The sequence below is a fragment of the Lederbergia citrea genome, from assembly GCF_018343525.1.
Lineage (GTDB): Bacteria > Bacillota > Bacilli > Bacillales > Bacillaceae_C > Lederbergia > Lederbergia citrea.
The window spans coordinates 986,384-1,010,939 of the sequence record NZ_JAGYPH010000002.1; the positions used below are offsets into that span (position 1 = coordinate 986,384).

At 37.8% G+C, this 24,556-nt stretch carries 24 protein-coding genes and 1 pseudogene; 22 read left to right on the plus strand and 3 right to left on the minus strand.

The annotated features are described in order from the left end of the window. Positions 1-67: 67 nt before the first annotated feature. Together KHA88_RS13750 and KHA88_RS13755 are read left to right on the plus strand one after the other, a co-directional pair. The gene (locus KHA88_RS13750; protein ID WP_213098055.1) at positions 68-1,420 is read left to right on the plus strand and encodes an MATE family efflux transporter; all 1,353 of its coding nucleotides are present in this window, start codon (positions 68-70) and stop codon (positions 1,418-1,420) included. An 18-nt stretch (positions 1,421-1,438) separates the two neighbouring features. Continuing rightward, complete coding sequence (locus tag KHA88_RS13755; protein ID WP_213098054.1) at positions 1,439-2,455, plus strand: Gfo/Idh/MocA family protein; 1,017 nt, start codon at positions 1,439-1,441, stop codon at positions 2,453-2,455. 201 nt (positions 2,456-2,656) lie between these two features. On the opposite strand, the gene KHA88_RS13760 is transcribed toward KHA88_RS13755, so the two are convergent. Further along, a complete protein-coding gene (locus tag KHA88_RS13760) occupies positions 2,657-3,544 on the minus strand; it encodes an AraC family transcriptional regulator (protein WP_213098053.1) in 888 nt (295 codons plus the stop codon). A 156-nt stretch (positions 3,545-3,700) separates the two neighbouring features. Between KHA88_RS13760 and melA the strand changes: the two genes are divergently transcribed. Both melA and KHA88_RS21015 read left to right on the plus strand, forming a co-directional pair. Beyond that, positions 3,701-5,002 carry an alpha-glucosidase/alpha-galactosidase gene (melA, locus tag KHA88_RS13765; RefSeq protein ID WP_213098052.1) on the plus strand — a complete coding sequence of 434 codons (1,302 nt, stop codon included), beginning with the start codon at positions 3,701-3,703 and terminating at the stop codon, positions 5,000-5,002. Positions 5,003-5,239: 237 nt separating this feature from the next. Continuing rightward, positions 5,240-5,332 (plus strand): annotated as a pseudogene (locus tag KHA88_RS21015) (transposase); the annotation flags it as partial. A gap of 251 nt (positions 5,333-5,583) precedes the next feature. Here the strand turns inward: KHA88_RS21015 and KHA88_RS13775 are convergent. Next, positions 5,584-6,198, minus strand: a complete 615-nt coding sequence (locus KHA88_RS13775; protein WP_213122231.1) for a YesL family protein — start codon at positions 6,196-6,198, stop codon at positions 5,584-5,586. Between the two features lie 188 nt (positions 6,199-6,386). Between KHA88_RS13775 and KHA88_RS13780 the strand changes: the two genes are divergently transcribed. From KHA88_RS13780 to KHA88_RS13845, 14 genes are all read left to right on the plus strand, one after another. Continuing rightward, the gene (locus KHA88_RS13780) at positions 6,387-7,700 is read left to right on the plus strand and encodes an ABC transporter substrate-binding protein (RefSeq protein WP_213122232.1); all 1,314 of its coding nucleotides are present in this window, start codon (positions 6,387-6,389) and stop codon (positions 7,698-7,700) included. A 95-nt stretch (positions 7,701-7,795) separates the two neighbouring features. Then, positions 7,796-8,665 (plus strand): carbohydrate ABC transporter permease, encoded by an 870-nt coding sequence (locus KHA88_RS13785; RefSeq protein ID WP_213122233.1) that lies wholly within the window; start codon positions 7,796-7,798, stop codon positions 8,663-8,665. Next, positions 8,655-9,542: a carbohydrate ABC transporter permease gene (locus KHA88_RS13790; RefSeq protein ID WP_430413706.1), complete on the plus strand. Its 888-nt coding sequence runs from the start codon at positions 8,655-8,657 to the stop codon at positions 9,540-9,542. The genes KHA88_RS13785 and KHA88_RS13790 overlap by 11 nt, the downstream gene beginning before the upstream one ends. Positions 9,543-9,697: 155 nt before the next feature. Further along, entirely contained in the window at positions 9,698-11,041 is a 1,344-nt protein-coding gene (locus tag KHA88_RS13795; protein WP_213098048.1) for an ABC transporter substrate-binding protein, read from the plus strand. 217 nt (positions 11,042-11,258) lie between these two features. Then, entirely contained in the window at positions 11,259-12,251 is a 993-nt protein-coding gene (locus KHA88_RS13800; protein WP_213108025.1) for a LacI family DNA-binding transcriptional regulator, read from the plus strand. 20 nt (positions 12,252-12,271) lie between these two features. Then, a complete protein-coding gene (locus tag KHA88_RS13805; RefSeq protein WP_213098046.1) occupies positions 12,272-13,603 on the plus strand; it encodes an ABC transporter substrate-binding protein in 1,332 nt (443 codons plus the stop codon). A gap of 199 nt (positions 13,604-13,802) precedes the next feature. Next, entirely contained in the window at positions 13,803-14,672 is an 870-nt protein-coding gene (locus KHA88_RS13810; RefSeq protein WP_213098045.1) for a carbohydrate ABC transporter permease, read from the plus strand. Between the two features lie 109 nt (positions 14,673-14,781). Next, positions 14,782-15,552 carry a carbohydrate ABC transporter permease gene (locus KHA88_RS13815; RefSeq protein WP_249306102.1) on the plus strand — a complete coding sequence of 257 codons (771 nt, stop codon included), beginning with the start codon at positions 14,782-14,784 and terminating at the stop codon, positions 15,550-15,552. A gap of 102 nt (positions 15,553-15,654) precedes the next feature. Further along, on the plus strand, positions 15,655-16,356 hold the full coding sequence (locus KHA88_RS13820; protein WP_213098043.1) for a response regulator transcription factor: 702 nt from the start codon (positions 15,655-15,657) through the stop codon (positions 16,354-16,356). A 92-nt stretch (positions 16,357-16,448) separates the two neighbouring features. After that, positions 16,449-17,711, plus strand: coding sequence for a sensor histidine kinase (locus KHA88_RS13825; RefSeq protein ID WP_346728980.1), 1,263 nt, complete (start codon positions 16,449-16,451; stop codon positions 17,709-17,711). A gap of 54 nt (positions 17,712-17,765) precedes the next feature. After that, positions 17,766-18,464, plus strand: coding sequence for a PepSY domain-containing protein (locus tag KHA88_RS13830; protein WP_213122234.1), 699 nt, complete (start codon positions 17,766-17,768; stop codon positions 18,462-18,464). A gap of 101 nt (positions 18,465-18,565) precedes the next feature. Beyond that, on the plus strand, positions 18,566-19,099 hold the full coding sequence (locus KHA88_RS13835; RefSeq protein ID WP_213122235.1) for a PepSY domain-containing protein: 534 nt from the start codon (positions 18,566-18,568) through the stop codon (positions 19,097-19,099). Between the two features lie 179 nt (positions 19,100-19,278). Then, positions 19,279-19,746 (plus strand): CarD family transcriptional regulator, encoded by a 468-nt coding sequence (locus tag KHA88_RS13840; protein WP_213098039.1) that lies wholly within the window; start codon positions 19,279-19,281, stop codon positions 19,744-19,746. Between the two features lie 301 nt (positions 19,747-20,047). Continuing rightward, positions 20,048-21,043: a hypothetical protein gene (locus tag KHA88_RS13845; protein WP_213122236.1), complete on the plus strand. Its 996-nt coding sequence runs from the start codon at positions 20,048-20,050 to the stop codon at positions 21,041-21,043. Positions 21,044-21,082: 39 nt separating this feature from the next. Here KHA88_RS13845 and KHA88_RS13850 read toward each other — a convergent pair whose 3' ends face one another. Beyond that, positions 21,083-21,535, minus strand: a complete 453-nt coding sequence (locus tag KHA88_RS13850; RefSeq protein WP_430413707.1) for a VOC family protein — start codon at positions 21,533-21,535, stop codon at positions 21,083-21,085. Between the two features lie 96 nt (positions 21,536-21,631). Here KHA88_RS13850 and KHA88_RS13855 point away from each other — a divergent pair, with 96 nt between their 5' ends. From KHA88_RS13855 to KHA88_RS13870, 4 genes are read left to right on the plus strand one after another with little or no spacing between them, the layout of a single operon-like run. Next, entirely contained in the window at positions 21,632-22,420 is a 789-nt protein-coding gene (locus KHA88_RS13855) for an extracellular solute-binding protein (protein ID WP_213098036.1), read from the plus strand. 22 nt (positions 22,421-22,442) lie between these two features. Next, a complete protein-coding gene (locus tag KHA88_RS13860; RefSeq protein ID WP_213098035.1) occupies positions 22,443-22,874 on the plus strand; it encodes a COG4315 family predicted lipoprotein in 432 nt (143 codons plus the stop codon). Positions 22,875-22,934: 60 nt separating this feature from the next. Continuing rightward, positions 22,935-23,483: an RNA polymerase sigma factor gene (locus KHA88_RS13865; protein WP_213098034.1), complete on the plus strand. Its 549-nt coding sequence runs from the start codon at positions 22,935-22,937 to the stop codon at positions 23,481-23,483. Then, positions 23,484-24,173, plus strand: a complete 690-nt coding sequence (locus tag KHA88_RS13870; RefSeq protein ID WP_213098033.1) for an anti-sigma factor — start codon at positions 23,484-23,486, stop codon at positions 24,171-24,173. Positions 24,174-24,556 lie beyond the last annotated feature (383 nt).

Here is a 24,556-nt window from a genome sequence, read left to right on the forward strand (position 1 = left end):
AAAATTGTATAGGGAAGAGATAGGTCCGGATAGAGACTAAATACGATCGGTTAGAAGGATGTTATTTATGAAAATACAGCAATCTACTGAAAGAAATAGTGTCAGCTTTCGGACATTGTTCAATTTTTTTATTCCATTAGGAATCTCAGCCAGTCTGGTTACGATTTCACATGTAATCATTAATGGTACGCTGGCTCGAGCACCTAATCCAGCTGTTGTGATTGCAAGTTATTCTGTCGCAATGAGTCTTTTCGCCATTTTTGAGCGCTGTGCTGTCATATTACGGCAAACATGTGCAACATTGGCCCGTGACAAGCATTCTTTTAAACTTGTTTCCCGACTAACCGTTTATCTATTGTCGGCAATCTTACTGCTTAGCTTGATTATCGGTTATTCATCAATAGGCGAATTATTTTTTTCGCAAATTCTTGGTGTAAAAGAGCATATGCTTGGGCCCACGATGTCCGCGTATCGGGTATTAATGTTTGTAACGATTTTTTCGGGAATCCGCTGTCTTTTTCAAGGAGTAATCATATCTAACTTACGGACAAAATGGCTGACAATCGGTATGGCGGTCCGGTTAATTGTCATGGCGATCCTTTCTTGGGTGATCTTAAAAAACGGCTGGATGAATCATGGGTATGTTGGCGCTTATATTTTTTTATCAGGTATGGTCATTGAAGCATTAGTAAGTGTGGTAGAAGGGCGTCAAATTATTAAAAAAATGCCTACAAAAAACTCAGACCATCCTATTGTTCATCGCTCTCAAGTGAATAAATTTTACCTGCCATTATTATTAGCATCATTAATTGCCGTAATTATTTCACCAGCGATTAATGCTGTCCTTGGGTCGAGTGGCAAGGCTGAAATTGCGATTGCTTCATATGCTATTGCCTTTTCCGTGTTAAATTTACTACTCGGTTTTTCATCCTATATCCATCAAATTGTCATTAATTTTTATGAAAAAGATGCAAAAATAGTTCATCGTTTTACCTTGATATTCAGTCTGATACCAACATTTCTATTAGTTGGAATCGCATATTCGCCTTTAGGAGTCTGGGTTCTACAATCTATTATGGGTGTATCAGGTGAACTGTTAAATCAAAGTCTATTAGCTTTAAAATTTTTCATTATATTTACTCTCTTTTTTCCGTGGCTTGATTATGTAAATGGTGTATTAATGTTAAAGGGACAAACAAAAGTAATGTCGTTCTCGCAAGCTGGAAATGTAATCGTAACAATCATAGCCTTACTTTGTGTTATTTTCTTTTTGCCAAATGGTGGGGGTCTGATAGGAGCTTTAGCTCAATCAATTGGTGTGATGACTGAAACGCTGATTGCACTTATTTTTCTGAGGAGATTTTTAAATAAACCGATATTCGGGTTTAAAAAGAAAAAGATTTTTCAACAGGGAGCTTAAGCGAAAGGGGTTTTCACTATGGCTGAATTTAAAGTTGTCGTTGCCGGGTGCGGTGGGATGTCTCATTCCTGGATTGAATACGCGCTCACACGAAAAGATGCGGAAATCGTTGCATTGGTCGATTTATATGAAGAAACGGCTAAAAAAACTGCCGAGAAATATGAGTTGGATTGCCACACATATACAGATATTAAGACAGCGATAAAAGAGACAGGGGCAAATCTTGTATTTGATGTAACGGTTCCTGGTAGCCATAAAGAAATAACGGTTACAGCACTATCATTGGGCTGCAATGTTTTCGGGGAAAAGCCAATGGGTGAGTCAACAGTTGACGCAACTGAGATGCTTAAAGCCGCAAAAGAATCAGGAAAAAGTTATTCAGTCATGCAAAATAGACGCTATAACAAGCAAATTAGAGCATTCCGGGATTTAATTCAATCTGGTCAAATTGGCGCTCAAGGTTTAATAAGTGCAGATTTTTTCCTTGGACCGCATTTCGGCGGGTTTAGAGAAGAAATGGCTAGTCCACTGATTCTTGATATGGCGATCCACACTTTTGATCAGGCAAGATTTATTTCCAATGCGAACCCGGTATCTGTTTATTGTCATGAATTTAATCAGGCAGGTTCATGGTATAAAGGAAATGCTTCAGCAATCTGCATATTTGAAATGGATAACGGCGCTGTTTTTAATTATCGTGGTTCATGGAGTGCTGAAGGCGCACCGACATCGTGGGAATCGGCATGGCGAGTAACGGGAAGTAAAGGAACAGCCATCTGGGATGGAACAAATGCTCCATATGCAGAAATCGTCAAGCATACTGCCGAAACGCCATTTTTGAATGACTTTCAGAAAATAGAAGCAGACCTTACATGGGACGGCAAAGATGGACATTTTGGCTGCCTGGATGAAATGTTTGCAGCATTAATTGAGGGCCGAAAAGCTGAGACGGATTGCACAGATAATACTCATAGCGTTTCAATGGTATATAAAGCGATTGAAAGTGCACAAACAGGTAAAAAAGTTTTCTTCTAATATAGGTGAGTCTTATTTGGTTCTCAAATATTCTTAATTGGTAGTAAATTTCTAATAATCGGTAGTAAAAGGACGACAACCGGTAGTAAAGTGTTAATAATCGGTAGTAATTAGCCAAGGATCGGTAGTAAAGTCCTCATAATCGGTAGTAACTACTCCTACTCCATAACCCGGAGAAAAAATAAGGGAGTACAATCCCCCTTAATCTGTAACGATATGAGTAACTGGAACGGTATGTCTGCTTTGGCGAAATTGGCCGGGGGACATGCCGATTTTTTTATGAAAGACTTTGCTAAAATAATTTCCATTAGAGTATCCAACTTGAGTAGCAATTTCTTCAATGGATAGTTGGGATACGTGAAGTAATTCGATCGCTTTATCAATCCGAATCTTTGTTAAATACTTAAGCGGGGTCATCCCCGTTACTTTGTGAAACAGCCTTGTGAAATGATATTTTGATAATCCCGACGCTTCAACCATATCATCTAGGCCAATTGGTTGGTCATAATGTTTTTGAGCATAGAAAACGGCTTTGGAAATCTGCTCAGGCCACTTTTCGGAGGAAGCACCGATATTTTGAGCAAAGCGATATAGTTCCATGATAAAAGAGTACCCTAAGGCGGACGCATGATAAGCGTCGGTTATTTTTTTCTCATAAGCCTCTTGCAAGATGTTTAATAATAATCTTATAGGTGGAGATTCAGGAGGAAAAGATATTACATGGCCTATTTTGTCGTTCATAAACGTAAAGGCCTTTTGCGCTTCATAGCCAAATAAGGTTATGTGTACGAATTCCCAGTAGTTGCTTTCCTTAGGAAGAAAATATCGATGTTCACTTGGAATCTGAACAAGAAATGCTTGTCCTGCAGACAAAGGATGCATTTTTCCATCAACCTCTATCATTCCTTTACCAGATAGGGTGTACTGAAACACACATCTTCCAATCTCACTGCGCTTTAAACCATTCCAATCATATGAAGGAGAAGTTGTTTGCCCCCCGCCAATGGAATGCAGACCGACTATATGCTCTTGATGCTCTCCTTTAAAAAAGAAACCAAATGTTTCGTCCTTCTTATTTTGCTTGAGCAATAATTTACCCTTCTTTCATTTGTTTTTACCATTGCGAGACAACAATTTAACCCTTATGATTAATATATCAAGTAAAGCAGTTTTTTGCTAATTTGTATTATATGGCATTGAAAGAGCAATAAGTTGCTAAAAATTTATAACTGGAGGCAATTGAATATGTCAAAAATCACATTTCTCGGTGCAGGAAGTTCAGTTTTTGCCAAAAATGTACTTGGCGATTGTATGATGGTTCCAAGCTTACAGGGTTTTGAATTTGCCTTATTTGACATTGATCATGAGAGATTAAAAGACTCAGAAAATATGTTAAATAACTTAAAAAATAGTACTAAGTCTACTGTAAATGTAAAGGCATACACGGATCGTAAAGAAGCTTTACGTGGTGCTAAATATGTGATAAATGCGATTCAAGTGGGTGGATATGACCCTTGTACAATCACTGACTTTGAAATTCCAAAGAAATATGGCCTTCGTCAAACAATTGCCGATACAATCGGGATTGGAGGCATCTTCAGAAACCTTAGAACAATTCCAGTGATGTTGGATTTTGCTGAGGATATGCAAGAAGTTTGTCCAGATGCTTGGTTCTTAAACTATACGAATCCGATGGCTGTCTTGACTGGGACAATGCTTCGTTATGGCGGGATTAAAACAGTAGGACTTTGCCATAGTGTACAAGTTTGTGCGGATCATCTTCTGAAATCATTAGATATGCCAACAGATAACTTACATTGGAAAATTGCAGGAATTAACCATATGGCATGGTTACTTGAAATTGAGCGCAATGGTGAGGATCTATATCCTGAAATCAAGAGACGCGCATTAGAAAAACAAAAAACTAAGCATGATGACATGGTCCGTTTTGAGTTAATGAAGAATTTTGGCTACTACGTAACGGAATCTTCGGAGCATAACGCTGAATATCATCCGTATTTCATCAAGAGCCAATACCCTGAACTCATTGACAAGTTAAATATTCCACTTGATGAATATCCTCGTCGCTGCGTCAACCAAATCGAGGGTTGGAAAAAGATGAGAGATGACTTAGTCAACAATAAAAACCTGGAGCATCAACGTTCACATGAGTATGGTTCTTATATTATTGAGGCAATGGAAACAAACATACCTTATAAAATTGGCGGAAACGTCCTGAATACTGGCAGATTAATCAGCAACCTTCCTGAAAAAGCGGTTGTCGAAGTTCCATGTCTTGTTGACAGCAGTGGAGTAACACCAACATATGTCGGTGATCTTCCTGAACAATTGGCTGCTCTAAACCGTACGAACATAAATACACAATTGCTTACAATCGAAGCGGCAATGACAAGAAAGAAAGAACATATTTACCATGCAGCTATGCTAGACCCTCACACAGCAGCGGAATTATCACTAGACGACATCGTCTCGCTTTGTGATGATCTAATCGAAGCTCACGGTGACTGGTTGCCTAAGTTCAAGTAAGAAAAGCGTTAGAATTTGTCCGTAAAAAAGAGCCGCACATTTTACTAGAAATGTGCGGCTCTTTAGACTGTAGATAAACTCGGCAAAACGAGTTGTCTACAGTCTTTTTAAATTTGATAGATCAGGTTTTCCGAAGCTTACCGCTCGCTTTCCGCGGGGCGAGCGGTAAGCTTCGTCGCTGCGCTCCTGTAGGGTCTCGGCTGTCTCGCAGATCCCGCAGGAGTCGAGCGGACGCTTCTCCAAACCAATACCGCTTATCGTTGGTTTTTAGGTTTCGATTTTCATACAGAAGTGCCTTATTTCACTACCTTCGGAAAAAATACATTAAAAATTTAAAAAGAAAAAAATTGAGTGAAGCTTCGCATACCCAAAAGAGCTGCATCGGTTTCGCTACTGCCAGTTACCGGAATTCCAAGAATGCACGTGAACAGGCTCTCCTTACTGCAGACTCAAAATGTAAAAAAGATTGCAACACACTTAGCAGGCTGGAAAAAGTGTGTTGCAATACTTATGTTGGTACGCATCCCGGAGCGGAAATCAAAAGAGCCGCACATTTTACTAGAAATGTGCGGCTCTTTTGTTTATACGTTATCTTGGACCAATAATTCAATCTTCTTAAATGATTTATCACATAAGGCGTAGGTGAGGTAACCGCCAATACTCCATAATATGATCGAGCTAATAGGTATAACATAACTGATTAAAACTGTTAGCAGCAGGATCAAAATGCAACGAATCGTCACCCATAACTGACTAATAGAAAATAAAAAGGAATTCTTAATGATCAAGGTCCAACGCATTTTATAGTGGACCATAACCGGAAATAAATAAATCGTGGTCATTACGAAAAATAAACAGATAAATAATAAGGATGAAACCATAATGATTTTTGCTATTCCCGACATTTGCAAACTAATATTGATATTAAAATAGAATAATAGTGCAAAAACAAACCAAAGAAGGCCTAATAAAAAGCTTTGTTTAAAATTTTCTTTGAAATAAACAAAGAAGCTTTTGAAAACACCACTATCCTTTTTTTGCACCCACTGTCTGACAACACCGAACATAGCGGCTGTTGCTGGGAATATGGTAATGATCGGTATACACATCAAAAACCATAATAAATTTAACAAAAAGAAATTGGTAAACTTTTCTAAAAAACGGTAGAAACCGCTATCAATACTGAAAATATTCATTCGCCTCATCCTTACTTATCAAAGTCTATGTTATTAAAAAATACCATGAATATTCTAAAAAGGCAATATTCCGAATATCGAATCATTTTTTGTAATAGATTGGTTGCATAATAATCGTTTATATATTAATATGAATTTACAGTTATATGAAATCGATTTCAGATATCAGAATTTTTAGGAGGGTCAAAATGAAAAAGAAATGGATGTTTGCTAAATTAGCTCCAATGCTTCTTATTTTATTGCTTGTCATCTCAGGATGTGGCACGAGTGGAAGCAATTCAGGGAGTGGTTCAGGTGAAAAAAAGGTTAAATTAACGATGTCCGCTTGGGGCAATCCGACAGAACTTAAAGTATATCAGCGTGCACTTGATCAATATGAAAAAGAAAACCCTAACGTTGAAATCAAATTGATTCCAGTACCAGGTGATAACTATGAGCAAAAGTTAATGACTCAGCTTTCAGGTGGACAAGCTACCGATGTTTTTTATGTCGGTGATACATATATGTCCAAACTCATTGATACTGGTAAACTCGCTGAATTAAATCAGTTTTTAGAAGGATCAGAAAGCTATGTAAAAGCGGATGAGTTTCCTGACGGTATATGGGGCGCATCCAAAAAAGACGATAAAATATACGGCATAACGGTTGATAGTAACCCATTCCTCATGTACTACAACAAAAAGGTTTTGAAAGAAGCTGGTGTCGAAAAAACTCCTCAAGAATATTTTGATGAGGGGAAATGGAATTGGGACACTTTCGCTGAAGTGACTGGAAAGCTCCATGCTGCAGGGAAAAAAGGTTTTGTAGCTGAAAAAGCTGGGGTCCATACCCTTTCTTGGGTTTGGACTAATGGGGGACAACTGTTTGATGATGAAGGGAATTTCATCTTAGACAAAAATGAAAAAGCACAGGAAGCATTTAAATATGTAAATGATATGGTCGAAAAAGGAAACTTCACATATGCGGGATCTTTGCCTAAAGGTCAAGGTGGAGACGCTATGTTTATGTCCAATCAAGTGGGATTTGTAGCTGCTGGACGCTGGTTAACACCGATGTTCAGTGAAAATAAATCAATAGAATTCGATTATATTCCTTGGCCGACGAATACAGGAAATAAAATGGAGCCAGCGGCAATTGCCACTGCATTCATGTCAGTAAGTAAGGATTCCAAAAACTTGGAAGAAGCAATGAAGTTTTTATCTTTCTACACATCTAAAGAAGGACAAAAAACCCGTCTTGCTGATAACGGGAATGCGATTCCTTCTATTAATGGGATCGATGAAATTGTTACTGAAGCTGAAGTGCCGGAGCATTCTAGCTATTTAGTCGATACTCGAGATATTGGAATTGTTGATGATAAGCTAATGTCAGTTCCGGGATTAGAAAAAGAAATAGCTGACATTATGGATCTTATGTATCTTGGAAAACAAGATGCAACGAAGACAATGGACAAAGTTACTAAAAAAGCGAATGAAATGATCGACGAGTATAAAAAGAGGTAAAATAAACGACTAAATAAAAGAATGAAAGAAGTGGGAGAAGGGTCCAGGGGGGCCCCTCCCCGTTACTTTCACTAGTTTGAGAGGGTGACTTCATCATGAGAAAGAATAATACACTCTGGGGTTATATCTTTTTGACTCCGCAATTGCTGGGACTCATCGCCTTTGCCCTTATCCCACTTTGCTTCGCTTTTGTTCTAAGTTTTATGAACTGGGATGGTTTCGGTGCAAAAACGTTTATTGGACTAGATAACTTTATGGGACAATTTAAAAATCCTGTCTTTTGGAAAGCATTATGGAATACCGTTTTATACACAATTCTCTATATTCCTGTCGGCATTACTCTTTCTATGGTACTTGCCATCGCTTTAAATAAAATTAGAGGTAAAGAGCTATACAGGATATTCTTTTTCATGCCGGTCATCACTAGTTCCGTTTCAGTCGGTGTAATCTGGATGTGGATTTTAAATGGTGATTTCGGAATTTTAAATCAATTCCTTGCCAACTTTGGAATTGCTGGACCACAATGGCTTACAGATACGCGTTGGGTAATGGTTTCTATCGCAATCCTAAGTATTTGGTGGCAGCTAGGTTATAATATGGTTATTTTCTTAGCTGGACTACAAGGAATTTCATCCAGTTATTATGAAGCGGCCGAAATTGACGGTGCTTCCAAGTTTCAAAAATTTAGACATATTACGTTGCCGCTCCTATCGCCAACAACATTTTTCGTTACGATTATGGCGATAATCGGATCATTCCAAGTTTTCGACCAAGCATTCGTTATGACAAGTGGGGGACCAGCAAAGGCAAGTTATACCCTCGTTTATCACATATATGAGACGGCTTTTATTAACTTTAGAATGGGTGAAAGCTCTGCGGCGGCAATGATCTTGTTCGTCATCATCTTGATATTTACCCTCATTCAATTTAGAGTTTCGAAAAGGTGGGTTCATTATGAAGGCTAATACAGTTGTGACGAATAAGAGCGATATTAACCCAGCTCATCATCCAGGAAAAAAGAAGATTCAACTTTCAACACTACTCGTTCATTTATTGATCATTTTAGGTTCGGCAATTATGATTTTCCCTTTCCTGTGGTCAATAAGCAGTTCCTTAAAAGATATTTCGCAAATTTTTATCGTACCACCGGATTTTATTCCAAAGCCGTTTGTTTGGTCTAATTACCCAGCGTCTTTACAAGCGATGCCGTTTGGATTGGCGTACTGGAATAGCTTTTACATCACCGTTCTCGTAGTAGGTGTTCAGCTATTTACAGCATCAATGGCCGCTTATGCGTTTGCGAAAATTCGCTTTCGCGGATCCAACTTTTTGTTCATTTTCTTTTTGGCAACAATGATGATTCCAAAGCAGGTCACCATGATTCCAACCTTTATGATCATGGATTGGATCGGCTGGTTGGATACTCATTTAACTTTAATTGTCCCAGGAGCATTATTTAATGCGTTTGCCGTATTCCTATTACGACAATTTATTATGGGCATACCAAATGAATTGGAAGAAGCAGCGGTGATGGATGGGGCAGGTCCACTCAGAGTTTATTGGAGCGTTATTTTACCATTAGTCAAACCAGCATTAGCTGCAGTTGGTATCTTTATTTTCATGGGCTCTTGGAATAACTTCTTGGAGCCATTGATTTATTTGAGTACACCAGAGCTGTTTACAGTGCCGTTACTATTAAACTACTTCAAAGGACTTTATGTAACAGACTGGGCATTAATGATGGCGGGCTCAACGATCTCAATCATTCCAGTTCTGATTATCTATATCTTTGCACAGAAACATATAATTGAAGGTGTAGCGTTGACTGGAATTAAAGGATAAAATTTTAAAAAAAGCTAGTGATTTTTGATAAAAATCACTAGCTTTTTTTATAAGAAAAATCTTTTTTTTTGTCTATTACTATTGTGTATTCTGAAAATATAGACTATTATTTATTTTGAAAGCGCTTACGAATATAAAAAAGGGGGGTTTTTACAATGAAAAAGAAATGGTCATTTTTAAAAGTAACTGCTTTGCTTCTCACATTGCTGCTACTCATTTCAGGTTGTAATTCCAGTGGTGGGGAGAAGACATCTGGCAGTAAAGGAGGATCCAATTCGTCAGGATCATCCGATGGAAAGAAGGTCGAATTAACGATGGCCTCATGGGGAAACCCAGCAGAAATTAAGGTATTACAACGTGGTATAGATGCATATGAAAAGGATAATCCAAACGTTAAAATTAAGTTGATTCCTGTACCAGGCGACAATTATGAGCAAAAACTAATGACTGAGTTATCAGGCGGAAAAGCACATGATGTCTTTTATGTTGGGGCTGAGACTATTGCGAAACTTATTGAAACTGGTAAAATTGCTGATTTAACAGAATTTCTTGATAGCTCCGCAAGTCACGTAAAGGCGGATGATTTTGCTGATGGTTTATGGGGAGCAGCGAGAAAAGATGGAAAAATTTACGGAGTTTCCGTTGATAATAACCCATTATTAATGTACTACAACAAAACAGTTCTTAAAGAAGCTGGGGTCGAAAAAACCCCTCAAGATTACTATGATGAAGGCAACTGGAATTGGGATACTTTTGCAGAGATTACTGGTAAAATACATGCTGCTGGAAAACGGGGCTTTGTTGCAGATAAATGGAGTGCGCATTTATTCTCTTGGGTTTGGTCTAACGGTGGCCAATTATACGATGATGAAGGAAATTATATATTGGCAGAAAATGAAAAAGCTAAAGAAGCATTTGAATATATTGATAAAATGATTAAAGGCGGAAACTTTACTTTTGCTGGATCCTTACCTAAAGGACAAGGTGCTGATGCTATGTTCATGTCCAATCAGGTAGGCTTTGTCGCTGCTGGTCGTTGGTTAACGCCAATGTTTAGTGAAAATAAATCACTAGAATTCGATTACATTCCATGGCCAACGAATACTGGTAATAAAATGGAACCAGCGGCAATTGCGATCGCCTTTATGTCGGTGGCGAAGGATTCAAAAAATTTAGAAGAAGCAATGAAATTTATGTCTTTCTATGTTTCGGCTGAAGGTCAAAAGGCACGTCTCGCCGATAATGGAAATGCTGTACCATCCGTAAGTGGTGTAGATGAATTGATTACAGGGGATGCAATTCCAGAGCATGCAAGCTATTTAATCGATGCTCGTGAAATCGGGATTGTTGATGACAAACAAGTGCTAGTTCCAGGCTTGGATAAAGAACTAGCAGACATAATGGATTTGATGCTTCTAGGAAAACAGGATGCTGATAAGACAATTGATGCTATGTCTAAAAAAGCAAAAGAGATGATTGAGGATTATAAGAATAAGTAGAAGTTTATAAGAAATCTCATTGAAAATGAGAAACTATGAGGGCGGTGATTCACTGCCCTTTTTACATATCTCGTAAAATACCATTTTTTTACGACAAGATAATTAAATATACAGACTTTTTTCACATTACCTATTGCATATTTTAAAAGAATAGATTAATATTCTACTTGTAAGCGATTTATGAAACCGATTTCAACCCGATAGGGAGGGGGGGAATTTGCCTACTATCTCCGACGTGGCAAGTTTAGCTGGATTATCTAGAGCAACAGTTTCGAGAGTAATTAATAATCACCCTTATGTGACAAAAGAAAAAAAGGAACTAGTCATGGATGCAATGAAACAATTGGGGTATTTTCCAAACACCTCTGCGCAAAATCTTAGAAAACAAAAGACAGATACCATTGCTGTACTAGTTCCAAGATTGACCAATCCGTTTTTTACTCATTTAGTTGAAAGTTTAGAAGATAGGGCAGCGGAATATGGTCTCCAGATTTTAATCTGTAACACGAAGTATGACAAAAAAAGAGAATTGGAATTCTTGTATTTATTAAAAACAAAGCAAGTTGACGGAATTATTATGACTTCGATTGAAAATAATTGGAGTCAAATTGAAGAAATCACGATGAATGGCCCAATTGTTCTTTGCAATGAGTATATCACTGGTGCAAATGTCTCCTCTGTCCGCTTGAATCAACTAGAAGGGGGCTATATCGGAACCCATCATTTAATTCAAAAAGGGCATACGAAAATAGGGTATTGCTGGGGGGGAGTCCTAAGCGGTCTTTCTTATGATCGATTCGAAGGTTATAGAAAAGCGCTGGCGGGACAAGGGTTATCCATTAATGAGAATTGGTTATTTGAAGGCGTATTTAGCATTGACGATGGCCGCAGGGTATTGAATGAAATATCCGAAATGTATGATAGGCCGACTGCCCTTTTTACCGGCAGTGATGAAGTAGCTGCAGGAATCATTTCCGAAGCAAAGAAAAAGGGGTTACATGTACCAGGCGATATTGCTGTTATCGGTTTCGATGATCAGCCCATAGCAGAAGTGATAGAGCCGGCGCTTACAACGATTCGTCAACCTATTAGTGAAATAGGGAAAAAAACAATGGAAGTCATGATCGAATTGCTTTCAAAGAAAAATCAATCAGACGAGCATCAGATTTACGAGCTACCGTTACAACTTATTGCTAGAGAATCAAGTTGAAATTAAAGAGGGGGATATTTATGAAAAGGAAATGGTCGTTTTTAAAAGTTACTGCTTTGTTTCTGACGTTGCTGCTTGTCGTTACTGGATGTAGTTCTGGCGGTGGGAAGAAGACATCTAGCAATGAAGGAGGATCTGGATCCTCGGATGGCAAAAAGGTAGAATTGACAATGGCTGCATGGGGTAATCCGGCAGAAATTAAAGTGTATCAAAAAGGTCTTACTGAATATGAAAAACAAAATCCTAATGTCAAAATCAAGTTGATTCCTGTACCAGGCGACAACTATGAGCAAAAACTAATGACCGAGTTATCGGGTGGAAAAGCACATGATATCTTCTATGTTGGTGCTGAAACGATGCCTAAACTCGTAGAAACAGGTAAAATTGCAGATTTAACAGAATTCCTTGAAAGCTCAGCAAGTCATGTAAAAGCAGATGAGTTTGCTGATGGTTTATGGGGAGCTGCAAGAAAAGATGGAAAAATATACGGAGTTTCCGTTGATAATAACCCGTTATTAATGTACTACAACAAAAAAGTTCTTGCAGAAGCGGGAATAGATAAATCACCACAAGAATACTTCGACGAAGGTAACTGGAATTGGAAAACTTTCGAAGAAATGACTGGAAAACTTAAAGCTGCTGGAAAAAGAGGCTTTGTTGCAGATAAATGGAGTGCTCATTTATTCTCATGGGTTTGGTCTAACGGCGGCGATTTGTATGATGATGAAGCTAACTTTATTTTGGATGAGAACCCAAAAGCTCAAGAAGCATTTGAATTCCTTGATAAAAATATTAAAAGTGGAAACTTCACTTACACTGGATCCTTGCCTAAAGGACAAGGTGCGGATGCGATGTTCATGTCTAACCAAGTTGGATTTGTTGCCGCTGGTCGTTGGTTAACACCAATGTTTAGTGAAAATAAATCATTGGAATTCGACTATATTCCTTGGCCGACGAATACAGGTAATAAAATGGAGCCAGCTGCGATTGCAATCGCATATATGTCAGTCGCTAAAGATTCTAAGAATGTTGAAGAAGCAATGAAATTTATGTCTTACTATACATCAGCAGAAGGTCAGAAAGCTCGCCTTGCTGGTAACGGTAACGCGGTTCCATCTGTAAACGGTGTAGATGAATTGATTACGGATGATGCAATTCCAGAGCACGCAAAATATTTGATCGATGCTCGTGAAATCGGGGTTGTTGAGGACAAGCAAGTTCTAATCCCAGGCTTGGAAAAAGAACTTGGCGACATTATGGACCTTATGTATCTTGGAAAACAAGATGCAGCTAAAACAATGGATGCTGTATCCAAAAAAGCGAAAGAAATGATCGAAGACTATAAGAAGTAAAAAATAACATGAATAGAAAATTGAAAGAAGGGAGACTGTCTCCCTTTTTTTAATAGTTTTGGCTAGCGCAAGCGGCTGGCCCATCGAGGTCAAAAACCAGCAACCAACGAAGTCAAAGAGCAGACTTCATTGGTTAAAGAACATTTTTGCCTGAGGCTAATCAATGTGCTTGCGCTTTTCTATATGAGAGGGTGATTTCGTGAGAAAGAATAATAATCTTTGGGGTTATCTCTTTTTAACTCCGCAATTGCTGGGGCTTGTCGCATTTGCTCTTATCCCACTTGGCTTTGCCTTTGTGCTTAGTTTTACGAATTGGGATGGCTTTGGTGCAAAAACGTTTATTGGGCTCGAAAATTTCATTGGTCAATTTAAGAATCCAGTCTTTTGGAAGGCATTATGGAATACCGTCTTATACACGATTCTTTATGTTCCTTTTGGTATAGCTCTTTCACTGCTCCTCGCACTTGCCTTGAATAAAATTAAAGGTAAAGAGTTTTATCGGATTTTCTTTTTTATGCCAGTAATTACTAGCTCTGTTTCTGTCGGTGTAATCTGGATGTGGATTTTAAACGGTGACTTCGGAATTTTAAATCAATTTCTTGCCAACTTTGGAATTGCTGGACCACAATGGCTTACAGATACGAGTTGGGTAATGATTTCGATTGCCATCCTGAGTATTTGGTGGCAGGTAGGTTACAATATGGTTATTTTTCTAGCCGGACTTCAAGGAGTTTCGAATAGTTATTATGAAGCCGCTGAAATTGACGGGGCTTCCAGGTTTCAAAAATTCAGACATATTACTTTACCACTCATATCTCCGACAACATTTTTTGTCACGATTATGTCGATTATCGGTTCCTTCCAAGTCTTTGACCAAGCTTTCGTTATGACAGGCGGCGGACCGGCAAAAGCGAGCTATACGCTTGTGTTCCATATTTACGAATCGGCTTTTATGAACTTTAGGATGGGTGAAAGCTCTGCGGCAGCGATGATTTTATTTGTCATTATTTTGATATTTACACTCATTCAATTTAGTGTCTCAAAGAGGTGGGTTCATTATGAGGGCTAATACAGTTGAGACGAATAAAGCCAACCTTAACCCAGCGCATGTTCATACAGTAAAAAAGAAAATAAAGTTTTCAACTTTGCTTGTTCATCTATTGATCATTATTGGTTCTATGATTATGATTTTCCCTTTCCTGTGGTCAATTAGCAGTTCCTTGAAAGATATTTCGCAAATTTTTATCGTACCACCTGAATTTATTCCAAAGCCGTTTGTTTGGTCTAACTACCCAGCGTCTCTACAAGCGATGCCGTTTGGATTGGCGTACTGGAATAGCTTTTATATCACCGTACTCGTAGTAGGTGTTCAGCTATTTACAGCATCAATGGCCGCTTATGCGTTTGCGAAAATTCGCTTTCGCGGATCCAACTTTTTGTTCATTTTCTTTTTGGCAACAATGATGATTCCAAAGCAAGTAACAATGATTCCAACATTTATGATCATGGATTGGATTGGCTGGTTGGATACTCATTTAACCTTAATCGTACCTGGGGCATTATTTAATGCTTTTGCTGTCTTCTTATTAAGACAATTTATCATGGGCATACCAAATGAATTGGAAGAAGCGGCGGTAATGGATGGGGCAGGTCCACTCAGAGTTTATTGGAGCGTTATTTTGCCATTAGTCAAACCAGCATTAGCTGCAGTTGGTATCTTTATTTTCATGGGTTCATGGAATAACTTCTTGGAGCCATTGATTTATTTAAGTACTCCGGAACTCTTTACAGTACCTTTATTGTTAAACTATTTCAAAGGACTTTATGTAACGGATTGGGCCTTAATGATGGCAGGCTCAACGATTTCGATCATACCTGTCTTGATCATTTATATTATTGCACAAAAACACATTATTGAAGGTGTAGCATTGACTGGAATTAAAGGATAAGGTTTGGAGACCCTGGTATTTAACTAGGGCTCTTTTTTTGATTTTAGCAAAGAATAATAAATGCTATTCTGACGATACGATCATGATAAATGAGGGATGCTAATGGATCAGCTAAAAATATTAATTATCGAAGATGAAGAAAAAATAGCCCGTGTATTAGAGCTCGAATTAACCTATGAAGGCTACGTTATAGGAAAGGCCATGGATGGGCTCGATGGACTGCGGATGTTTCGCGAGCAAGAGTGGAATTTAATTCTATTAGACATTATGCTTCCGGGATTGAGCGGGATAGAGCTGCTTCGGCGTATTCGTTCCAGCAATTCAAGTATTCCTGTTATATTACTTACTGCAAAAGATTCTGTGGAAGATAAAGTATCTGGATTAGATTTAGGGGCGAATGATTATATAACAAAGCCGTTTCAAATTGAGGAACTGCTTGCTCGTGTCAGGACCTCATTAAGATTGAATAAACATCATGGAAATACTGCTGATAATGATCAAGCGTTGCTCCAGTTTTCTGATCTGAAATTGAGTGAAACGACAAGAGAAGTTTTTAGAGGAGAAGATTTGATTGAACTGACACCAAGAGAGTTTGATTTACTTGCCTATTTACTAAAAAATGCCCGACATGTGTTAAATAGGGAACAAATCCTTAACGGAGTCTGGGGCTATGATTATTATGGCGATACGAATGTGGTTGATGTTTATATCCGCTATTTACGTAATAAAATTGATAAACCATATGATACATCCCTCATCCATACCGTCCGTGGTGTCGGCTATGTGTTAAAGGATACACCATGAAGCTGCGGAGCAAAATCAATCTATATACAACGGTTTTGTTCATATGTCTTTTAGTCCTTATCAATGGATCAATTTATTTTACCTTTAGCCGTATGATTTTAAAGAGTGAATTACAAAGAACAGCGGCCGAATCAGTGCAAACCGTAAAAGGAATGAAAATGGCTAGATCAGCCATTCCTACGGGGGATTTACTTCGGGCTTATGTTCCAGTTAACGGCATGCTGAAAGTAGTCAGAGCTGACAGTTCTATTGATGCTGCGATTACTGCTCCAGGTCACCAAAATCTGATAGAAATTCCCAATCATTACTATCAACAGGAACAGCGAAAAATCATTAAACTTAATGGTGTTCCACATGCATTTGTATCTATTCCAATCATTTGGAAAAATGGTGAAATTGCGGAGCTACAAGCAACGGAAAGTTTAGCAACAACTGCGCAAAATTTACGGATCCTCATCTACGTCTTAATAGCCGTTACCCTGCTCGCCGCTATTCCGGCTTTTATCTCATCACGAATCTTAAGTAATCTTATTTCACAGCCGATCTCCTCTATGATTCGGACGATGCGTGAAATTCGTGGGAGCGGTCAATATAAACGAATTGAATTACCAAAACAATCCAAAGATGAGTTATATCAAATGGGTGAAACATTTAACGAGATGATTCGACAGCTTAAATTGAATTATGAGAAGCAGGAACAATTCGTCTCCAATGCCTCCCATGAATTAAAAACGCCTTTAACTGTCATCGAGTCTTATGCGAACTTATTGAAACGGAGAGGAAAGACGGCACCAGAATTATTTGATGAATCAGTTGAAGCCATTCATTCTGAAGCAATTAGAATGAAGGAACTCACCCAGCAATTATTATTATTAGCCAGGCATGACGAGCAGTGGAAAATAACGATGGAAATCATCTCTTTAAAGGGACTGGCCGAAGAATCCATCCGTTCATTTCGAACTGCCTTTCATAGAGAGATCGATTTAGTCATAGAGCAACCTGTAGTAGTTAAAGCAGACGTGCAAAAATTAAAACAGCTTATTTATATATTAATGGAAAACGCTCATAAATATAGCGATGCACCCATTACTGTCAAGGTACTTGTTGAAAATAATCGAGGTGTGCTCGAAATTATCGACAGGGGCATTGGAATACCTGCAAGTGAAATATCAAAAGTATTCGATCGTTTTTACCGGGTAGATAAGGCAAGGACGAGAAAGTCTGGGGGATTTGGATTAGGTTTATCGCTAGCAAGAGAAATAGCAGAGGCAATGAATGCGGAGCTACGTCTAGAAAGTGTTGAGGGGCAAGGTACATCTGCACAAATTTGGCTGAAACTGGCCGATTCTCATTAAATTCTCATATTTTTATTGTAAGCTTTGTTTTAAGAAATCAATGGAGGTATGGTGATGAGAAATAAAAAGATACGAAATATATTGGTTGCCATAGGTTCGGTTGTTTTGTTTGTTGTTGTTATTTGGCAAATTTTAGCATCAACAACTACCGCTGCGCCATTAACAGAAACAGATGCAAAAAAGCTGACACAAGAAATGTACAGTGGTGAAATTGTCGATATTCATTTAATTAATAATGTATATCAAATCACCTTAGCACTGGATAGTAAAATATATGAAATAAAAATCGACCGTAAAACGGGTGAGGTATTTGGTATCTCAGATAAAAATCCAGAACAGAAAGTAAAGGAAATGCCTGAAGCGGAAATAAAGAACGTTATTTTACAGCATTATCCTGGAAAAATAAATAAACTAGAAAGAACAGTGGAAAGGGAGCAAGTTTTTTATAATGCAATGATTCAAACGAATGAAAAGCAGACGATCTTGAAGATTAGTGCCACTACGGGTGCAATTGTTGATAAAGAAATAAAAGTATTGAAGCAGCCTCAAGAAACAGCCAAAAGAATGTCAGAAGAGGAAGCAATAAAGCTAGCTCTAAAAACCGTTAGTGGAGAAGTAGATGATGTTGAGTTAGAGCGATCTGATGGTTTAGTTTATTATTTAATCGAAATCGACCGGGCAAATGATCAGGAAGCGACTGTTCAAATCAATGCGATAACGGGGGAAGTGATGTCCGTTTCATGGGGTGATTAATGATAATCATTAAATTCTCATCAATTTCTCATCTTATTATCTGAGTGTCCTCATTTTAGAAGCTTATGATGAAATCAAGATAAAAAAGGAGGACAAAACAGATGAAAAAGAGTGTAATAATCGCAGGTGTTGCTGGAATGGTCATTTTAGGAGGGGCAGTAGGAGCGGGTGCTGTTTCGAATTCAGCACCTAATGTTGAGAAATCCGCTGCTATTTCAGAGGAAAAAGCGAAGGAAATTGCGATTAAAGAAACGGGTGCAACATTTAAAAGTATTGAACTAGATAAAGAAGATGGTCGCTTAATTTATGAAATCGACTTGGTTAACGGAAATGAAGAGGTTGATGTCGATATCGATGCAACAACTGGTAATGTGATTAAAGCAGAACGGGACCTTCATGATGACGATGATGAAAGCATCATCCAAAGTGATAGCACTCCTGTAAAAGTTACGGAGAAAGAAGCTGTGGCGATTGCAATAAAGGATACTCCTGGAACAGTGACAGACACCGAGTTTGATGCTGATGATCATTCCTATGAAATTGAAATCAAAACGGCTCAAGCTGAAGTTGAAATAAAAGTTGATGCAAATAGCGGGAAGATTGTTGAGAAAGAATTAGATCAAGACAAAAAATAAGGAGAACCTATCGACGATAGGTTCTCTTTATTTTTTGGTAAAAAAAGTAATTATTTAATCGGTGAAATTTATAATAAAAATGTATTGACTACCTTGTTTGTATGTGTTATATTTTAATATTTGCTTAAAATTGTATAAAGTGATATACTATATATATAACAAACTTAGGAGTGGATATTTTGTTTCAGGTTGGCGATAAAGTATTTTATCCAATGCACGGTGCAGGTGTCATTAAAGCCATTGAAGAAAGAAAAGTCCAAGGAAAATCACTGGAATACTGTGTGATTACCATTCCAATCAACAATATGGATATTATGATTCCAATGCAAACAGTTGCTAACTCTAGAATGCGACTCGTTGAAGATAGGGATACAACGAAAAATATTTTGTTTGATTATCACAATGAAGAGTCAAATTGTACTCTTCCATGGAAAGAAAGATATAAACAAAATATGGAGAAGTTGAAAACCGGGGAAATGCTTGATTGTACGGAAGTCGTTCGCGATTTGTTAAGTCGTCAAAAAGAAAAGGCGCTTAATTCAAGCGAAAAACAAATGTTAAATGAAGCACATAAAATCTTAGTAAGTGAGCTAAGCATTATCAAAGGGATCAGCGAAAACCAAGCAGCTGAATTATTAATAATCTAGCTTGATATGAACTCTCTAAATTGGAGGGTTCTTTTTTTTGTTAAGGATACTGAGTTATTGATAAACGTGATCCGTTCACGAGGGTTATGAAGACAGACTTTTCGTAATTGGTCAAAATGTGTCTTCATGCACGCTTTATGGACCACTATATAAGTTAGAAAGCGGTATTCTTCGAAGCCTCTTCTAAGGATAGTTCGCCTCTTTTTAATTTTCATCTAATCGACAACTTCTATATATGTATAAGTGAGGGATTCGGGGTATAGTATATATATACTATTTTAACGAAGGGACATGGTCCATCATGAGGAAACTTTTTATCGCAATTCTTTTATTAGGAGTCATTGTGTCGCCTTTTTTTACGGATGCACATGTGAAATGGTTCACAGAGGTAGCGCCAGAAAAAGAAACAATTGAAAATATACTTTCTCCATTATTTATTTTTCTTACATTGCTAGCTGCACTTGTTTTAGCTTTTCTAGCGATTCTTATCCCGAAAACAGGTCAGTGGTCAATCATTAAAAAGTGGGATGATAAACTGTCTAGCTTGAGAAAATATTCCCGGACGATATTAAAATATGGGACAGCTATTGCTCTGATTATCCAAGTAACGAGTGGAACTTTGTTTGCGCCTGAGTTTCACTTGCATCATACAATTGCGACCATCGCGGTCTGGTTGGTCATTGGGTTCCTGCTAATCCCACACCATTTAGCAACAAAGATAGGGGCACTCATATTATTAGGATTATTTATTTATATTACCGCAGAGAACGGCATTTTTCATATGCTCGATTACGGCTTTTATGTAGCGATTATTGGGGTCCTTTTAGTTGGCAATACAAAATGGGAAAAAGTCGGTTTTCCATTTTTGTATTTAGGAACTGGGCTTTCCCTATGCTGGGTAGCAGTTGAAAAATGGGTATACCCAGGAATGTCATTGGATATCGTAGCAAATCATCACGTTCCAACATTCGGTTTCGCACCTGCAGTTTTTATTGTTATGGCTGCTTTCATAGAGTTTGTTGTCGGATACCTATTGGTTGTCGGTATTCTGAACCGGGTACTGGGCTTTGTCGTGACAGTGATCTTCATCATGACGACAATGCTGTTTGGTTTTACAGAAATCATCGGCCATTTTATGATTCATATCGTGCTGATCATCTTTATCATCGAAGGTGTTTCATTTTATAACCCGCCGATTAAAATGCATAAAACGAAAGTTGATCAGTTCATTTTCGTCTTCCTGAATTTCCTTTTCGTCATATCTACTTTCGTATTAATATATTATCGCTTCGCGTAAAAGAAGCTGTCTCGAATTTGCTATTCGAGACAGCTTTTGTTAGCTTTTGGTGTAATTTAAATCCCAAACCACGCCGAAGGAATCTTTCACTTTAGCATATTTTGCTCCCCAAAATGTATCCTGCAACTCCATGAATACTGTACCTTTTAAACTTAAGCGATCATATATTTTTTGTATTTCTTCCTCACGATCAAAATCGAGAACTAAAGAAATATGATTTCCAGTCGTGACGGAACTGCCAGGAAAGTTATCTGACACCATAATAAACAAGTCATCTTTTTTAAACTGTGCATGCATAATTCTGTCATCGGCTTCTGGTGGAGTTGGATAATCTGCCTCTCCAAACGTTTTAACTCCCAAAATCTCCCCATCAAATATTTTTTTGTAATATTCTAAAGCTTCTCTGGCATTTCCATTAAAGGTAAAATACGGTGTGGCCTGTTTCATTGCTAACACTCCCATCATTTTTATTCGTACAACTATTATAATCATAAAAAATGAAAACAAAAAAACATTTTTTTCAAACCGTTCGTCTAGTTCTTCCGTTACTTAGAGTAATAAAAGGTTTTTAAAGGAGAGGAACCAGAAATGAAAAAGAAGATTTTTTTTTGTTTTTCGTTAATGTCAATTATGGTTTTCTTGTTAGGTCTTTCAGTGGGAACAGATTCTAAACGAGGGAAGTCCTCAACCCTAGCTAATGATGTGGTTAATGTTTATGGCCCAGGAGGACCGCTCGGACCCATCAAAGAGATGGCTGAACAATTCACAAAGGATACAGGAATAAAAGTGGAGGTTACTGCAGGGCCAGAAGCGAACTGGATTGATCAAGCTAAACAAGATGCTGACATTATTTATGGCGGTTCAGAATATATGCTGACTGATTTTATGCTCAAATATCCCGGAATAATCAATGAAAAAAAGCGTACAGAATTATACCCGCGGGCTGTCGGGATTTTAGTGAGAAAAGGAAATCCGAAAAAAATTCACTCACTAGAGGATTTAACAAAAAGCGGCGTTAAAATTGTAGATGTAAATGGGGCTGGTCAGCTTGGTTTATGGGAGGATTTAGCAGGAAGGAAAGGGCTTATACCGGGTATCAGCAAAAATATTACTATTTCAGTAAAATCTAGTGCTGATGCTATTGATTTATGGAAGGCGAATTCTAAATACGATGCGTGGATCACATATGAATCTTGGCATTACCGATTAAATGATGTGACAGAACTCATTCAGCTCCCGGAGGAAGATAAGCTGTATAGAGGGACTCCTATAAGCCTTACAAATAGGTCTGATAATAAGAAAGAAGCGAAACAATTTATCGCTTATTTAAAAACAGAAAAGTCCCATCATGTGTTTCAAAAATGGGGATGGAAATAAATTTTAGAAGGAGTGAGATTAAATGAAAAAGTGGATGTTAATAGTTTTCTCATCAATATTGTTATTGGCTGCCTGTGGAAATAAAGCGACAAATACTTCAACACAATCGGCAAGTCTACAAGTGTTAGAGAGCGAAAAAACGGGTGACTATCTGGCAGATTCTAAAGGAATGACACTATATTACTTTAAAAAGGATGAATCAGGTAAAAGCAATTGTGCTGGAGAATGTTTAGACAATTGGCCGCCCTTTACAGAAAAAGATTTTAATGTGCCGAGTGGCTTTGATAAAAAAGACTTTAATACTATTAAAAGAGAAGATACAGGAGAAGAGCAGGTTACGTACAACGGATATCCACTTTACTATTTTGTGAATGATAAGCAAAAAGGTGATGTTAATGGTGAAGGTGTCAAGGATGTTTGGTATATTGTTAATGATGAAACTGCTTTTCCATAAGAAATGAAAATTCCAATTGTTGATTTTGTAAAATTGACATGGTGAGGAGTGCAGGTGCGATTGAAAGAAAAACTTGACGAAGAATTAATGGCGCTAGTAAATAAAAAGCATCGTCCTGCCTTGGAAGAAATTTATGACAGATATATTAAGTTGATTTATAGTTTTATATATAAATTTACAAATGGAAATGAAGAAAAAGCGAAAGAAATTGTTCAATTAGTATTTTTAAAACTTTGGACGACAAAAAGCAGCTATAGCTCTGAAAAAGGAAGCTTCATTAATTGGCTATTAACTGTTACACGAAATGTATGCGTAGACTATATTCGTAAAGATAGTGTTCACGTACAGAATAATAAACAAATTGATGCGCCAATTGATATCGCGGATCCGAAAAATGAAATCGAAGATAGCCTTATCTTTAGTGAAATTACTACTGCAAAAAATCAGTTAAGTAAACCGCAAAAAAGATTAATTGATTTATTATATTGGAAGGGCTATTCGCTCTCAGAAATTGCCAAAATGGAAAATGAACCGCTCGGAACGATTAAAAGCAGGCTTCATCAATCTCTTAAAAAGTTAAAGAAGTATTTGGAAGTAGGTGATTTGTAAATGGACAAGGAATGTAATAACCTACTTTCATTTATTGCGGACGAGTTGAGTTTGGAAGGGAAAAAGACATTCGCGGAGCATTTGAAACATTGCCGTGAATGTACCAGGGAGTATGAGCAAATGACAGAAGCCTGGGATTCATTAAAATGGGATTTTGCAGAGGTTGAACCTCCTGAATTATTAAAAACGGAGGTAATGAATTTTATTTTCGAGAAAGAAAAAAAGAGCCGTAAAGCAAAGCTTAGGGATTGGATTGGAAATTTCAGAAGGCAGTTTACACCAGTAACGATTGTAATTGCAGCATTATCTTTCATCCTATTATTTTCCAATGTTCAATTGAAAAATGAACTTGATCTGCCGATTGAGGTTTCTTCCACACTATTTTTAAAGTCTGCTGATGAAACGACAGCAAGTGGACAGGCGTTCATCTTACAACAAGGTGAGGCAAGACGCTTAGTCGTTCAGCTGAGTAATTTGCCACCGTTACAAGGCTCTGAAGTTTATCAAGTATGGCTGTTACATGACGGAGAACGGGCAAACGCAGGGATTTTCAAACCAAATGAAACCGGTGAAGGAGTGTTGACATTTAATCTTGCGCAAAATGATCAATTTGACCAAATCGGCATCACGAAAGAACCAGATGAATTCAGTACCCAACCAAGAGGGAAAAAGATAGTGGGATCATCTTAATGAATGAAGACTTGTCCGGCATGGGCAAGTCTTTTTACATTTGGCGAGATTAACTGAAAATCGGCTGGATTGAGCACACGTTTGGCGGGATTAACTAGAAATCGGCGGGATTAAGTACACATTTGGCGGGATTATTTCTATTTGAGTCGAATATCCGGCATCCAGCAGGATTATATCCCATTCTTATCAAAAAAATAATCAAAATAAGTGCAAGTAATTGTTGATTTGACATTAATTCAGCAGAAGAGTCTCTTTTTTCGCTCATCAGCGGGAATAAGTATACATTTGGCGGGATTAACCCCTGGTTTGGCGGGATTATGATTCAAATCCGCGGCATTATTCTTAAGTGAGTCGAATTAGGTAAATTAAGAAGGAGTTTTGGT

What these genes read in the sequence shown, in the direction of transcription:
- KHA88_RS13825 (WP_346728980.1), top strand. Translation starts at nt 16,449, where the DNA reads ATGATTTTAAAGAGTGAATTACAAAGAACAGCGGCCGAATCAGTGCAA.
- KHA88_RS13805 (WP_213098046.1), top strand. Translation starts at nt 12,272, where the DNA reads ATGAAAAGGAAATGGTCGTTTTTAAAAGTTACTGCTTTGTTTCTGACG.
- KHA88_RS13820 (WP_213098043.1), top strand. Translation starts at nt 15,655, where the DNA reads ATGGATCAGCTAAAAATATTAATTATCGAAGATGAAGAAAAAATAGCC.
- melA (WP_213098052.1), top strand. Translation starts at nt 3,701, where the DNA reads ATGTCAAAAATCACATTTCTCGGTGCAGGAAGTTCAGTTTTTGCCAAA.
- KHA88_RS13780 (WP_213122232.1), top strand. Translation starts at nt 6,387, where the DNA reads ATGAAAAAGAAATGGATGTTTGCTAAATTAGCTCCAATGCTTCTTATT.
- KHA88_RS13785 (WP_213122233.1), top strand. Translation starts at nt 7,796, where the DNA reads ATGAGAAAGAATAATACACTCTGGGGTTATATCTTTTTGACTCCGCAA.
- KHA88_RS13850 (WP_430413707.1), bottom strand. Translation starts at nt 21,535, where the DNA reads ATGATTATAATAGTTGTACGAATAAAAATGATGGGAGTGTTAGCAATG.
- KHA88_RS13855 (WP_213098036.1), top strand. Translation starts at nt 21,632, where the DNA reads ATGAAAAAGAAGATTTTTTTTTGTTTTTCGTTAATGTCAATTATGGTT.
- KHA88_RS13815 (WP_249306102.1), top strand. Translation starts at nt 14,782, where the DNA reads ATGATTATGATTTTCCCTTTCCTGTGGTCAATTAGCAGTTCCTTGAAA.
- KHA88_RS13835 (WP_213122235.1), top strand. Translation starts at nt 18,566, where the DNA reads ATGAAAAAGAGTGTAATAATCGCAGGTGTTGCTGGAATGGTCATTTTA.
- KHA88_RS13830 (WP_213122234.1), top strand. Translation starts at nt 17,766, where the DNA reads ATGAGAAATAAAAAGATACGAAATATATTGGTTGCCATAGGTTCGGTT.
- KHA88_RS13870 (WP_213098033.1), top strand. Translation starts at nt 23,484, where the DNA reads ATGGACAAGGAATGTAATAACCTACTTTCATTTATTGCGGACGAGTTG.
- KHA88_RS13775 (WP_213122231.1), bottom strand. Translation starts at nt 6,198, where the DNA reads ATGAATATTTTCAGTATTGATAGCGGTTTCTACCGTTTTTTAGAAAAG.
- KHA88_RS13750 (WP_213098055.1), top strand. Translation starts at nt 68, where the DNA reads ATGAAAATACAGCAATCTACTGAAAGAAATAGTGTCAGCTTTCGGACA.
- KHA88_RS13795 (WP_213098048.1), top strand. Translation starts at nt 9,698, where the DNA reads ATGAAAAAGAAATGGTCATTTTTAAAAGTAACTGCTTTGCTTCTCACA.
- KHA88_RS13755 (WP_213098054.1), top strand. Translation starts at nt 1,439, where the DNA reads ATGGCTGAATTTAAAGTTGTCGTTGCCGGGTGCGGTGGGATGTCTCAT.
- KHA88_RS13860 (WP_213098035.1), top strand. Translation starts at nt 22,443, where the DNA reads ATGAAAAAGTGGATGTTAATAGTTTTCTCATCAATATTGTTATTGGCT.
- KHA88_RS13790 (WP_430413706.1), top strand. Translation starts at nt 8,655, where the DNA reads ATGAAGGCTAATACAGTTGTGACGAATAAGAGCGATATTAACCCAGCT.
- KHA88_RS13845 (WP_213122236.1), top strand. Translation starts at nt 20,048, where the DNA reads ATGAGGAAACTTTTTATCGCAATTCTTTTATTAGGAGTCATTGTGTCG.